The organism is Pseudomonas bharatica (genome assembly GCF_048586865.1).
In the GTDB taxonomy this organism is placed as follows: Bacteria; Pseudomonadota; Gammaproteobacteria; order Pseudomonadales; family Pseudomonadaceae; genus Aquipseudomonas; species Aquipseudomonas bharatica.
The window spans coordinates 91,481-104,668 of record NZ_JBMAWR010000017.1 but is presented as its reverse complement, the minus strand read 5'-3'; the positions used below and the strand labels follow the sequence as shown (position 1 = coordinate 104,668).

9 protein-coding genes are annotated in these 13,188 nt (G+C 64.4%); 7 read left to right on the top strand and 2 right to left on the bottom strand.

The window, feature by feature from the left end; translation table 11 throughout:
* The 7 genes from ispG to ACKLLE_RS18925 all read left to right on the top strand — a co-directional run bounded on the left by ispG (position 1) and on the right by ACKLLE_RS18925 (position 7,888).
* Positions 1–1,110 carry a flavodoxin-dependent (E)-4-hydroxy-3-methylbut-2-enyl-diphosphate synthase gene (gene ispG, locus ACKLLE_RS18955; protein WP_420058750.1) on the top strand — a complete coding sequence of 370 codons (1,110 nt, stop codon included), beginning with the start codon at positions 1–3 and terminating at the stop codon, positions 1,108–1,110.
* 28 nt (positions 1,111–1,138) lie between these two features.
* A complete protein-coding gene (hisS, locus tag ACKLLE_RS18950) occupies positions 1,139–2,428 on the top strand; it encodes a histidine--tRNA ligase (RefSeq protein WP_420058749.1) in 1,290 nt (429 codons plus the stop codon).
* 36 nt (positions 2,429–2,464) lie between these two features.
* Positions 2,465–3,106 carry a YfgM family protein gene (locus ACKLLE_RS18945; RefSeq protein ID WP_009398526.1) on the top strand — a complete coding sequence of 214 codons (642 nt, stop codon included), beginning with the start codon at positions 2,465–2,467 and terminating at the stop codon, positions 3,104–3,106.
* Positions 3,099–4,250: an outer membrane protein assembly factor BamB gene (gene bamB, locus ACKLLE_RS18940; RefSeq protein WP_051032693.1), complete on the top strand. Its 1,152-nt coding sequence runs from the start codon at positions 3,099–3,101 to the stop codon at positions 4,248–4,250. Before ACKLLE_RS18945 ends, bamB begins: the two co-directional genes overlap by 8 nt.
* Before the next feature lie 117 nt (positions 4,251–4,367).
* Positions 4,368–5,834, top strand: coding sequence for a ribosome biogenesis GTPase Der (gene der / locus ACKLLE_RS18935; protein ID WP_009398529.1), 1,467 nt, complete (start codon positions 4,368–4,370; stop codon positions 5,832–5,834).
* A 126-nt stretch (positions 5,835–5,960) separates the two neighbouring features.
* Positions 5,961–7,109 (top strand): pyridoxal phosphate-dependent aminotransferase, encoded by a 1,149-nt coding sequence (locus ACKLLE_RS18930; RefSeq protein ID WP_420058748.1) that lies wholly within the window; start codon positions 5,961–5,963, stop codon positions 7,107–7,109.
* A complete protein-coding gene (locus ACKLLE_RS18925) occupies positions 7,097–7,888 on the top strand; it encodes an amidohydrolase (RefSeq protein WP_420058747.1) in 792 nt (263 codons plus the stop codon). Before ACKLLE_RS18930 ends, ACKLLE_RS18925 begins: the two co-directional genes overlap by 13 nt.
* A gap of 261 nt (positions 7,889–8,149) precedes the next feature.
* Here the strand turns inward: ACKLLE_RS18925 and ACKLLE_RS18920 are convergent, their stop codons facing one another.
* Both ACKLLE_RS18920 and ACKLLE_RS18915 read right to left on the bottom strand, forming a co-directional pair.
* Positions 8,150–10,708, bottom strand: a complete 2,559-nt coding sequence (locus ACKLLE_RS18920; protein WP_420058746.1) for a PepSY domain-containing protein — start codon at positions 10,706–10,708, stop codon at positions 8,150–8,152.
* Positions 10,709–10,835: 127 nt separating this feature from the next.
* Positions 10,836–13,175, bottom strand: coding sequence for a TonB-dependent receptor (locus ACKLLE_RS18915; RefSeq protein WP_420058745.1), 2,340 nt, complete (start codon positions 13,173–13,175; stop codon positions 10,836–10,838).
* Positions 13,176–13,188: the final 13 nt, after the last annotated feature.

Genomic DNA, 13,188 nt, shown 5'->3' with positions numbered 1-13,188 from the left:
ATGCACGGCGAATCTCCGATCAAGCGTCGCGAATCCCGGAAAATCTGGGTGGGTAACGTACCTGTCGGCGGCGATGCTCCCATCGCCGTCCAGAGCATGACCAACACCGACACCAACGATGTCGCCGCCACCGTGGCGCAGATCAACCGGTTGATCGATGCCGGCGTGGACATTGTCCGCGTCTCGGTCCCGGACATGGACGCCGCCGAGGCCTTCGGTCGCATCAAGCAGCAGGTCAGCGTGCCGCTGGTCGCCGACATCCACTTCGACTACCGCATCGCCCTGCGCGTCGCCGAACTGGGCGTCGACTGCCTGCGCATCAATCCGGGCAACATCGGCCGCGAAGACCGTGTGCGCGCGGTGGTCGATGCCGCCCGCGACCGTGGCATCCCGATCCGCATCGGCGTCAACGCAGGCTCCCTGGAAAAGGACCTGCAGAAGAAGTACGGCGAGCCGACCCCGGCCGCGCTGGTGGAGTCGGCGCTGCGTCACGTGGAGCACCTCGATCGCCTTGATTTCCAGGACTTCAAGGTCAGCGTGAAGGCCTCCGACGTGTTCATGGCCGTCGAAGCCTACCGGCTGCTGGCCAAGCAGATTGTCCAGCCCTTGCACCTGGGTATCACCGAAGCCGGTGGCCTGCGTTCGGGCACGGTGAAATCGGCGGTCGGCCTCGGTATGCTGCTCGCCGACGGGATTGGCGATACTATCCGCATCTCGCTGGCGGCCGACCCGGTCGAGGAAGTGAAGGTCGGCTACGACATCCTCAAGTCGTTGCACCTGCGTTCCCGCGGCATCAACTTCATCGCCTGCCCGAGCTGCTCGCGGCAGAACTTCGATGTGGTCAAGACCATGAACGAGCTGGAAGGCCGTCTGGAAGACCTGCTGGTGCCCATGGATGTCGCGGTGATCGGCTGCGTGGTCAACGGCCCTGGCGAAGCCAAGGAAGCCCATGTCGGCCTGACCGGCGGCACGCCGAACCTGGTCTACATCGACGGCAAGCCGGCGCAGAAGCTGACCAATGACAACCTGGTGGACGACCTCGAGAAGCTCATCCGCCAGAAAGCGGCCGAGAAGGCCGAGACCGACGCGGCACTGATTGCCCGCGGTTGACCGCTACAGATTTCGTTAAGGACCTTTCGTGAGCAAATCGCTGCAAGCCATCCGTGGCATGAACGACATCCTGCCCGAGCAGACGCCCCTGTGGCGCTACTTCGAAAGCACCGTGGCGGGCCTGCTGGACACCTACGGCTACCGCCAGATCCGCATGCCGATCGTCGAATTCACCGAGCTGTTCAAGCGCTCCATCGGTGAAGTGACCGACATCGTCGAAAAAGAGATGTACACCTTCACCGACCGCAACGGCGATTCCCTGACCCTGCGCCCGGAAGGCACCGCGTCCTGCGTGCGTGCGGTGCTGGAGCACGGCATCAGCGGCAACGGCGAAGTGCAGAAGCTCTGGTACATCGGCCAGATGTTCCGCCACGAGCGCCCACAGAAGGGCCGTTATCGCCAGTTCAACCAGATCGGCATCGAGGTGTTCAACCTCGAAGGGCCGGACATCGATGCCGAGCTGATCGTCCTGACCTGGCGCCTCTGGGGCCTGCTGGGCCTGCGCGACGCCGTCACCCTGGAGCTGAACAGCCTGGGTACCAGCGAGGCCCGGGCCCGCTACCGCGACGCCCTGGTGGAGTTCCTGTCCGCCCGCCTTGAGCAACTGGACGAAGACAGCCAGCGCCGCCTGAAGAGCAACCCGCTGCGCATCCTCGACAGCAAGGACGCCGGCACCCAGGCCGCCCTGGTCGGCGCGCCGAAGCTGGAAGACTACCTGGACGAAGCGTCCCGCGTGCACTTCGAAGGCCTCAAGGCCCGCCTCGATGCCGCCGGCATTCCGTACTTGATCAACACCAAGCTGGTGCGCGGCCTCGACTACTACAGCAAGACCGTGTTCGAGTGGGTCACCGACAAACTCGGCGCCCAGGGCACCGTCTGCGCCGGTGGCCGCTACGACGGCCTGGTCGAGCAGATGGGCGGCAAGCCGACCCCGGGCGTTGGTTTTGCCATGGGCATCGAGCGCCTGATCCTGCTGCTGGAAACCCTCGAACTGGTGCCGGAATCGATTTCCCGCCAGATCGACGTCTATCTCTGCGCCTTCGGTGACGCCGCCGAGCTGGCCGGCCTGCAACTGAGCGAGCGCCTGCGCGACCGCCTGCCGGGCCTACGCCTGCAGGTCAACGCCGGTGGCGGCAGTTTCAAGAGCCAGTTCAAGAAGGCCGACAAGAGCAATGCCCTGTACGCCCTGATCCTCGGAGAGGACGAACTGGCGCAACAAGTGGTAGGTTTTAAACCCCTGCGTGGTCAGGGTGAACAACAAAACATTGCCTGGGATGCTCTGACCGAGCACCTGGAAGCTTCCCTCGCGCAGGCGTAAGCGCCCACTGACCGAATTGTCGAAAGGAGTATTGGGGTGTCGAGTACCGATGATGAACAACTGGCCGCGTTCAAGGACTGGTGGGAGCGTAACGGCAAGCCACTGGTAACTGGCGGTCTGCTGGCCTTGGTGGCGGTGTTTGGCTGGCAGGCCTGGCACAAGTACCAGAACAACCAGTCGCAAGGCGCCTCGAACCTTTACCAGGCTCTGCTGGAAACCACCCTGACGCCGACCGGCACGCCGGACACGGCCAAGGTCGCCGAGCTGTCGGGCAAGCTGAAAAGCGAGTTCGGTGGAACCGCCTACGCCCAGTACGGCAGCCTGTTCGTCGCCAAGGTGGCGGTGGACAGCGGCAAGCTGGACGACGCTGCTGCCGAGCTGAAGAGCATCTACGACAAGCCGGCCGACGCGACCCTTGGCGAGATTTCCCGCCAGCGCCTGGCGCGCGTGCTGGGTGCGCAGAACAAGGCCGAGGAGGCCCTGAAACTGCTCGACGGCGACGCCGACAAGGCGTTCGTTGCCACCCGCGAGGAGCTCAAGGGCGACCTGCTGGTGCAACTGGGCCGTGCCGACGAGGCGCATGCTGCATATGAAAAGGCCAAGGCTGCGCTGTCGGATGACGACGCGGTAGGTGGCCTGCAACTCAAGCTCGACGACCTGGCCAAAGGGGATGCGTGACGTGATCGGTTGGAAACATGCAGCAGTGCTGACCCTGGCCATCCTGGCCGCGGGTTGCAGCAGCAACAGCAAGAAGGAACTGCCTCCGGCCGAGCTGACCAAGTTCACCGAAGAGGTGGTCTTGCAGAAGCAGTGGAGCCGCTCGATCGGTGACGGTCAGGGCGAAACTTACAACATGCTGGTTCCGGCCATCGAGAACGACCGCATCTACGCGTCCGACGTGACCGGCGTGGTCATGTCGCTCAATCGCATGAACGGCGACGTGATCTGGAAGAAGGACCTGGAAAAACCGGTCTCCGGCGCCGTCGGCGTGGGCTACGGCATGGTCCTGCTGGGCACCCTCAAGGGTGAGGTGATCGCCCTTGACTCCAGCACCGGCGAGCAGAAATGGACTGCCCGGGTGACCAGCGAAGTGCTGGCCCCGCCGGCCACCAACGGGGACGTGGTGGTCGTGCAGACCCAGGACGACCGCCTGATCGGCCTCGACGCCGCTACTGGCGACCGTCGTTGGATCTACGACAGCACGCCTGCGGTCCTGACCCTGCGTGGTACCGGTGCGCCGATCGTGACCAATCGCCTGGCGGTGGCCGGCCTGTCCAGCGGCAAGGTAATCGCCCTGGACACCAGCAACGGCGTACCTGTGTGGGAGCAACGCGTTGCCATCCCGCAGGGTCGTTCGGAGCTGGACCGCGTGGTCGACATCGACGGCGGCCTGCTGCTGTCCGGCGGCACCCTGTACGTCGCCACCTACCAGGGTCGCGTCGCCGGCCTGGACCTGGAGTCCGGCCGGGTGCTGTGGCAGCGTGATGCCTCCAGCTACACCGGTGTGGCCCAGGGCTTCGGCAACGTCTACGTGAGCGAGGCCTCGGGCACCGTCGAAGGCATCGACGAGCGTTCGTCCTCGGCACTGTGGAGCAACGACCAGATGGCCCGCCGTCAACTGTCGGCGCCGGAAGTCTTCTCCAGCTACGTGGCGGTCGGTGACTTCGAAGGCTACCTGCACCTGCTCAGCCAGGTGGACGGTCGTTTCGTCGGTCGCGAGCGCATCGACAGCGATGGCCTGCGTGCCCGTCCGCTGGTCGAAGGCAACATGATCTACGTGTTTGGCAACAGCGGTACGCTCGAGGCGCTGACCATCAAGTAAGTCTATGCTTGGGGCTTTCGGGCCCCGGGCCGCGACGTCGAGAGACGTTGCCCGCAACTTCGGCCGCTGCCTCGCAGCGGCCTTTGTATTTCTTGAATTTACCCAATGGAGAGCCGCATGGTTCCCGTAATCGCCCTGGTGGGTCGCCCGAACGTCGGCAAGTCCACCATGTTCAACCGCCTGACCAAGACCCGCGACGCCATCGTCGGCGACCTCTCGGGCCTGACCCGCGACCGCCAGTACGGCGAAGCGCGCTGGCAGGGCCGTTCCTACATCCTGATCGACACCGGCGGTATCACCGGTGACGAGGCGGGCATGGACGAGAAAATGGCCGAGCAGTCGCTCATGGCTATCGAAGAAGCCGACTACGTGCTGTTCCTGGTCGATGCCCGTGCCGGCCTGACCGCCGCCGACCAGATGATTGCCGAGCACCTGCGCAAGCGGAACAAGCAGTCGTTCCTGGTGGCGAACAAGATCGACAACATCGACCCGGACACCGCCCGCGCCGAATTCGCCCCCATGGGCATGGGCAACGCCATTCCGGTTGCCGGTTCGCAAGGCCGCGGCATCAATGCCCTGATGGAGACGGTGCTCGGTGACGTGCCGCGCGACCAGGAAGAAGAGTCCCTCGACGAGAACGTCGCCGAAGGCGAGGAAGCCACGCGCATCCCCGGCCCGAGCGAGAAGGACGGCATCAAGATCGCCATCATCGGTCGGCCCAACGTCGGCAAGTCGACCCTGGTCAACCGCATGCTCGGTGAAGAGCGCGTGGTGGTCTACGACCAGCCCGGCACCACCCGCGACAGTATCTACATTCCCTTCGAGCGCAACGAAGAGAAGTACACCCTGATCGACACCGCCGGCGTGCGCAAGCGCGGCAAGATCCACGAGGAAGTCGAAAAATTCTCGGTGGTGAAGACGCTCCAGGCGATCAAGGACGCCAACGTGGTGATCTTCGTCATGGATGCCCGCGAAGGCGTGGTCGATCATGACCTCAACCTGCTGGGCTTCGCACTGGAAGCCGGTCGCGCCATCGTCATCGCCCTGAACAAGTGGGACGGCATGCAGCCGAGCGAGCGCGACTACGTGAAGACCGAGCTGGAACGCCGGCTGTTCTTCGTCGACTTCGCCGATATCCACTTCATCTCGGCGCTGCACGGCACCGGCGTGGGCAACCTGTACCAGTCGGTGCAGAACTCGTTCAAGTCGGCGGTCACCCGCTGGCCGACCAGCCGCCTGACCCAGATCCTCGAAGACGCGGTCAGCGAGCACCAGCCACCGATGGTCAACGGCCGTCGCATCAAGCTGCGCTACGCCCACCTTGGTGGCGCCAACCCGCCGATCATCGTGATCCACGGCAACCAGGTGGAGAAGGTCCCGCGCTCGTACTCGCGTTACCTGGAAAACACCTACCGCCGCGTGCTCAAGCTGGTCGGTACGCCGATCCGCATCGAGTACAAGGGCAGCGACAACCCGTTCGAGGGTAACAAGAACACCCTCACCGACCGCCAGGTCAACAAGAAGCGCCGGTTGATGTCGCACCACAAGAAGGCCGAGAAGAAGCGCAAGGACAAGCGCAAGTAATCTCGTGGCGGCGCGGGCTGGCACCCGCGCCGCCGGCCTTGTGTTTCAACCTTTTTCCTGACTGTCCGATCCGCTATGCTCGACGGCTTACCGTGCCTGGGCCGGGTCCGCAGGAAAGAGGGCTTCATGATCAGCAGCAAGCTGCCGAATGTCGGCACGACCATCTTCACTACCATGTCTCAGCTCGCGGTGCAGACCGGGGCGTTGAACCTGTCCCAGGGTTTCCCGGATTTCAATGGCCCGCAGGCCCTGCTCGATGCGGTGGGACGGCATGTCAGCGCCGGGCATAACCAGTATTCGCCGATGACCGGCCTGCCCGCGTTGCGCCAGCAGGTCGCGGCCAAGATCGCCCGGCATTACGGCGTCGGTGTCGATGCCGACCATGAAGTGACCATCGTTCCCGGGGCGACCGAAGGCATCTTCTGCGCCATCCAGGCGGTGATCCGCAGCGGTGACGAGGTCATCGTCTTCGATCCCAGCTACGACAGCTACGAACCCGCGGTGGAACTGGCCGGTGGCCGTTGCGTGCATGTGCAACTGGACCCGGTGGATTTCAGCATCGACTGGCAGAAATTCAGCGATGCCCTGGGCCCGCGCACGCGCATGGTCATCATCAACTCGCCGCACAACCCCAGCGGCGCGCTGATCACCCGTGCCGACCTCGATCAACTGGCGGCCCTGATCGCCGACCGCGATATCTACCTGATCAGCGACGAAGTCTACGAACACCTGGTGTTCGACGGCGTCGCCCATGCCAGCGTGCTGAGCCATGAAGCCCTTTACCCGCGGGCGTTCGTGGTCAGCTCGTTCGGCAAGACCTACCACGTCACCGGCTGGAAAACCGGTTACGTCGTTGCGCCGCCGGCACTGAGCGGCGAACTGCGCAAGGTCCACCAGTACGTCAATTTCTGCGGCGTGACCCCGCTGCAGTGGGCGCTGGCCGACTTCATGGCCGAACATCCCGAGCATATCGAGCAATTGCCGGCCTTCTACCAGGCCAAGCGCGACCTGTTCTGCGATCTGCTTGGCCCGTCCCGTTTCAGCTTCAAGCGTTCGGCGGGCACCTATTTCCAACTGGTGGACTATTCGACCATCCGCCCTGACCTCAACGATGTCGACATGGCCCTGTGGCTGACCCGTGAGCATGGCGTGGCGACCATTCCGGTGTCGGTGTTCTACCAGCAACCCATTCCCGAGCAGCGCCTGGTGCGCCTGTGTTTCGCCAAACGCGAGGAGACGCTGCGCGAGGCAGCGGAAAAACTATGCGCGATCTGAGCAACCTGCCCAACCTGAGCGTCGCCCTGGTCCAGACCAGCCTGGTCTGGCAGGACCGCCAGGGCAATTACGAGCACTTCGAAGCCTTGTTGGACCAGGCCAAAGGCGCTGACCTGGTGATCTTGCCGGAGATGTTCACCACCGGTTTCTCCATGGAGTCCGAACGCCTCGCCGAGCCGGAAAACGGCCCCACCTACGCCTGGCTCAAAGCCCAGGCCAGGCGCCTCGATGCAGTGATCACCGGCAGCGTGATCATCCAGGCCGCCGATGGCAGCCACCGCAATCGCCTGCTCTGGGCGCGTCCGGACGGCGAAATTCTGCACTACGACAAACGTCACCTGTTCCGCATGGCCGGCGAACACAAGCACTACACCCCGGGCGAGCGCCAGGTGCAGTTCGAGCTCAAGGGCTGGCGGATCCGTCCGCTGATCTGCTACGACCTGCGTTTCCCGGTGTGGAGCCGCGACGCCCAGGACACCGACCTGCTGCTGTACACCGCCAACTGGCCGGCGGCGCGCCGCCAGCACTGGAACCGATTGCTGCCGGCGCGGGGCATCGAGAACCTGTGCTACGTGGCGGCGGTGAACCGGGTCGGCACGGACGGCAAGGGCTTCGCCTACAGCGGCGACAGCCAGGTGCTGGACTTCCAGGGTGAAAGCCTGCTGAGTGCGGGGGAAGCGGACGGGGTGTTCACCGCGGTGCTGAATTCGGCGGACCTGGCGGCCTACCGGACGCGTTTTCCGGCGAACCTGGATGCCGATACCTTCGAGCTTCACTGAGTTCCTGAGGGCCCTATCGCTGGCAAGCCAGCTCCCATAGAACAAAACATAACTCTTTGATTTGCAGGGACCTTGTGGGAGCGGGTTCACCCGCGATTGCAGTAGTGAATTCACCATAGCAATCGCGGGTAAACCCGCTCCCACAGGGTACGCGTCGTACTTTGGAGCTGTTCTCTGCGCGACAGTGCAGCCTGAAAGGCTGGGCGGACTCCCACAGATCCCTGTGGGAGCTGGCTTGCCAGCGATGAGGCCCTCGAATACTCAGTAGACGTCCCGGCGATAGCGCCCCAGCTCGATCAACTCTTCCACAGCCGCCTCACCGAGCAACCCGTTGAGCGCCGCATCCACGCCACCCGCCATCCCCTGCAAACTGCCGCAGATATAGATCGCCGCACCGTCGGCCAGCCAGCGCTTCAGTTCCTCGCCCCGCTGCAGCAACAGGTCCTGCACATACACCTTTTCCGCCTGGTCCCGCGAGAACGCCAGGTCCAGGCGCGCCAGGTCGCCAGTGGCCAGCCAGCCTTGCAGTTCGTCCCGGCAGTGGAAGTCATGGGCTTCATTGCGTTCCCCGAACAGCAGCCAGTTACGCTGCTCACCGGCAGCGATTCGCGCCTTGAGCAAGCTGCGCAACCCCGCCAGGCCGGTGCCGTTGCCGATCAGGATCATCGGCACCGCATCCGCCGGCAGATGGAAACCGCTGTTGCGACGCAGACGCAGGCTGACGGTGCTGCCCGGCGCCATATGCTCGGTCAGCCAGCCAGACCCCAGCCCCAGGCTGCCGTCCGGGTGCCGTTCCTGACGCACGATTAGTTCCAGTACGCCGTCAGCCGCAATCGAAGCGATGGAATACTCCCGCGCATCGATCGGAATCAGCGCATCCACCAGCGCCTGGGCATGCAGGCCAACCAGATGCTCGCGGCTGACCGGCAGTTGCCGGCCGGCGAGGGCGGCAGCCAGTGATTCATCCAGGCCAGCCAGTTGCACTTGAGTGTTACCGTCCAGCCCCAGACCCTCGAGGAAGCGCTCGACGGTAGCCGGTGCCTGACGCGGCATGATTTCCACCAGATCGCCCGCTTCCCATTGCGACGGCGTCGGCGCAGTCAGGCCCAGAAGGAATACCGGCGAGCCCTGGCTGCCCGGGTTCAGCAGTTCGCGATGTTTCAATGTCCATGGCGCAAATTCGGGCGCCTGCCACACCGGCACCACGACGCTGCCGCTCAGTTCTGCCAACTGCTGCTGCCAGCGTTGCAGAGCCAGCGGATCGGCGCTGTCCACTTCCACCGGGGCGAAGCGGGCGTGGGCGCCACGCTCGCCGAGCCAGGCATGCAGGCGCCGACCGAAGCCGCAGAAGTGCGGGTACTGGCGATCGCCCAGGGCCAGCAACGAGTAGTTCAGCCCTTGCAGCGACAATGCCTGGCCCAGCACCTTGCGTTCGAATCCTCGGGCGCTGTCCGGGGCTTCGCCGTCGCCGAAGGTGCTGACCACGAACAGCGCCCGCCCGGCCTGGCGCAGATCGTCCTCGCTCAGCGACGCCAGCGCTTGCACACGTACCGGCAGGCCGGCCGCCTGCAATTGCCCGGCGCTTTGCCAGGCCAGCTGCTCGGCGAAACCGCTCTGGCTGGCGAAGCCCACCAGCCAGCCGCCGGCCTCGTCGCTTCCCTGGGCCAGGCCGCTGCGTGCGGCACGGATCTGGCGCTTCTTGCGGCGACGGTCGAGGTACAGCAGCCAGCCGGTGACGAAGAACAGTGGCATGCCCAGGCTGGCGATGGTCAGGATGATGCGACCCGGCAGGCCCCAATAGCTGCCTACGTGCAGGGCATAGATGCTGGTCAGCAATTGCGCCTTGAACGACTTGTCGTTGTACACCTCCTGGCGTTTCACCTGGCCGTTGGCCGGGTCGATGGTCAGGGTGTTGAGGGCGCGTTCGTGGGCAGCGTCGTACAGCAGGTAGAAGAGCGTCGCCGGCTGTCCGCCTGCCGCTGGCAGGCGCAGGTTATAGGCGCTCAGGCCGGGGCCGGCGGCTTTTTGCAGGCTGGCCCAGATGGCGTCGTAGTCCACCACCAGCGCCGGGGCGTTCGGGTCGGCCTTGGGCGGGCCACCGTGGCCGCCACGGCCTTCGCGTTTCTGTTGCTGCTGGCCAGCCGGCGGTTTGTCCGCCAGCAGCCGGCTCAGCCCCTCGCGGTACCACTCGTAGGACCAGAACAATCCGGTCAGGGCGAACAGCAGGTAGAACAGCAGGCACCAGGTGCCGAACACTGCGTGCAGGTCCCAGTTGAAGGCACGGCCTTTTTTCGCCCAGTCGAGGGTCAGCCAAGTGCGCCAGTTCAGCGCCTGGCGCGGCCAGCGTAGATACAGCCCGGACAGGCAGAAGAACACCAGGATCAGGGTGCAGGCGCCGGTGATCTGCCGGCCGGTGTCGCCGAGGGTCAGGAAGCGGTGCAGGTTGAGCATCAGGTTGAAAAAGTCCTGGCCCACTACGTCGCCCTGGAAGGCGCCGGTATAAGGATCGACATAGCGCAGCTGGCCACGCCGCTCGCCCGGCGGCGGAGTGAAGAAGATCCGCGCGGCGGCATCACTCTTGGTCTCGACCCAGATCATCGAGACCTTCTTGCCTTCGCTTTCCTCGACCCGCCGCACCAGCTCGGTCGGCGCCAGCACGCCGCCTTCGCGCACCTGGACCTTGAGCACCTGCGGGTTGATGGCCCGGAGGATTTCATCCTGGAACGAGTACGCTGCGCCGGTGATGCCCATCAGCGCGAGCACCAGCCCGGCGGTGATGCCGAAGAACCAGTGCAATTGGAACAGCGTCTTTTTCAGCACATCGACCACCTGGGAATGTTTCTGGGAATGCGAATTAGTCGCGCATTATGCCTTGCTACACATGCCTTGACACACAAAAGCCCCGCTCATCGAAATGAACGGGGCAAGGGCCAGACCGGCGAAAACCTTAGAAGTGAACGCTGGTGGTCAGCAGTGCGGTACGCCCCGCCGCCTGGTTGGCGAAGTGGGTGGAGAACGCCTTGTCGTAGTAGACCTCGTTGGTCAGGTTCTGCACGTTCAGTTGCAGGTCGACGTTCTTGGTCAGCTTGTAGGCGGCCATGGCGTCATAGCGCACGTAGCTGTCGACCTTGGTGGTGTTGGCCACGTTGCCGAACACCTCATCGGTGTAGAAGGCGCCGCCACCGATGGTGAACTTCGGCGTGATCTGGTAGGTAGTCCACAGGCTGGCCGAGTTGTTCGGCAGGTTAGGCAGTTGATTGCCGTCGTTGGCCTTGCCCAGCGGGCCGCCGTCGATCTGCCGGCCTTCCATGTAGGCGTAGCCGGCGAAGACCTGCCATTTCTCGGTGAGCTTGCCGCTGGCCGACAGCTCGATACCGTCGACGCGGGTGGTGCCGATGTTCTCGTAGGTGTTGGTGTTGACCTGGACGCGGGCGTTGTCTTTCTCGGTGCGGAAGATCGCACCGGTCAGGGACAGGCGGTTGTCCAGCAGGTCCCACTTGGTACCGACTTCGTAGTTGGTGGTTTCTTCCGGCTCCATGTCGCTGCCCAGCAGGACGCCGTTGCGATCGGTGCTGTTGGGCAGGAGGTTGCCTTCCGTGCCTTCACCCAGCATTGCACCCGGCGGGGTAGCAGCGGTGGCGTAGGAGACATAAACGCTGCCGTTGTCGGCCGGTTTCCAGACCAGGCCCAACTGGCCGGTAACGAATTCGCTGGTGTCCTTGCCCTCGGCGCGCACGCCGGTCTTGCTTACGGTGGTGGCACCGTTGGCGCCGTAGGTGCGGTACTCGGTGTCGAAGTGGTCGTAGCGCAGGCCCATGTTGACCAGCCACTGCGGGGTCAGCTCAAGGGTGTCGAACACATAGAGGGCGCGGGTCTTGCCCTTGGTGGTGGTGCCGCCGTAGTTGCGTGCGATCGAACCGTTCCACGGATCGTCCGGGTTCGGGTTGCTCAGCGAGGTGCAGTTGTAGCCGCTGGATACGATCATCGCCGGGGTGCAATTGGTGCTGGATGGCACGGTCGGTGTGATCGGGGTCGCTGGCGTGGTGTCGGTATTGACGTCATAGGTCGAACGCTCGCTCTCTTCGCGGCTCAACTCGATACCGGTGGAGAAGCTGTTCTTGAAGCCGGCGATGTAGATGTCGCCGAACAGGTCGGTCTGGTTGGTGGTGGTGGAGGTGTTGCCCACCCGGGTATTAGCCCGGCGCCAGACGCTGCCGTTGTTGACGTTGCCCTTGGAGTCGTCGGGCTGGGTCAGGATGTAGTCCTGCATCGAATTGCCGTGGCGCAGGGTGTTCTTGATGGTCAGCGCGTCGGTCAGGTCGTGCTCGATGGCGATGGTGGCGATATCGGTGCGCGCCTTGCGGAAGTCGCGGTCGGTCAGGCCGTAGAAGTTGCTGTGGTCGCCACCGGAATAAGGCTTGTCCGGGTTGGCCGAGGTGCGATTGCTGCCGGAGTAGGTGTAGGGCACGCCGGAGTCCGGCAGGTCGTCGCTCTCGACGTGGTACCAGTCGAGGTTGAGCCGGGTATCGGTGCCCAGGCCGAAGGCCAGGGACGGGGCGATGCCCCAGCGGTCGTAGTTGACCTTGTCGCGGCCGGCGACGTTGCTTTCGTGGCTCATCAGGTTCAGGCGGCCGGCAACGGTGTCGCTGAATTGATAGTTGCCGTCGAGGGTGTAGCGCTGCGTCTGGTCGGAGCCCCAGGTGAAGCCGCCGTCGAACGAGTTGCCCAGGTGGGCTTTCTTGCTCACCAGGTTGATGCTGCCGCCGGCCGCGCCACGGCCGCCAACCGCCGAATTCGGGCCCTTGCTGACTTCGATGGATTCCACGGCGAAGATTTCGCGGGTTTGCGCGCCGGTATCGCGCACGCCATCGATGTAGGTGTCGTTCTGCGCGTCGAAACCGCGGATGAATGGCCGGTCGCCTTGCGGGTTGCCGCCTTCGCCTGCGCCGAAGGTAATGCCGGGCACGGTGCGCAGGGCGTCCTGCAGGGTCAGGGCATTGGTGTCCTTGAGCACCTGTTGCGGAACCACGGTGACCGAGCGCGGCGTATCGACCAGCGGGGCGGTGTATTTCTGCGAGGAGGCGCGCTCGACCTTATAGTCGGTGCTGGCCTGCTCGGCCTGGGCATTGATGCTGGTGGCATCGAGGGTCAACGGACCGGCCGGCTTGGCAGGTGCTGGCTCGGCATAGGCCAGGTGCGCAGCGGACGTGGCGGTGATGGCGACACCGATGGCGGATGCGAGCAAGCGCGGCGAACTGACAGTGGCTGGAACGAATTGACGCGACATCAGGTGGACCCCC

Bases quoted from the DNA above. Each gene is read 5' to 3' on its own strand.
- ACKLLE_RS18930 (WP_420058748.1), top strand. From the start codon at position 5,961: ATGATCAGCAGCAAGCTGCCGAATGTCGGCACGACCATCTTCACTACC.
- ACKLLE_RS18915 (WP_420058745.1), bottom strand. From the start codon at position 13,175: ATGTCGCGTCAATTCGTTCCAGCCACTGTCAGTTCGCCGCGCTTGCTC.
- ACKLLE_RS18925 (WP_420058747.1), top strand. From the start codon at position 7,097: ATGCGCGATCTGAGCAACCTGCCCAACCTGAGCGTCGCCCTGGTCCAG.
- ispG (WP_420058750.1), top strand. From the start codon at position 1: ATGCACGGCGAATCTCCGATCAAGCGTCGCGAATCCCGGAAAATCTGG.
- der (WP_009398529.1), top strand. From the start codon at position 4,368: ATGGTTCCCGTAATCGCCCTGGTGGGTCGCCCGAACGTCGGCAAGTCC.
- bamB (WP_051032693.1), top strand. From the start codon at position 3,099: ATGCGTGACGTGATCGGTTGGAAACATGCAGCAGTGCTGACCCTGGCC.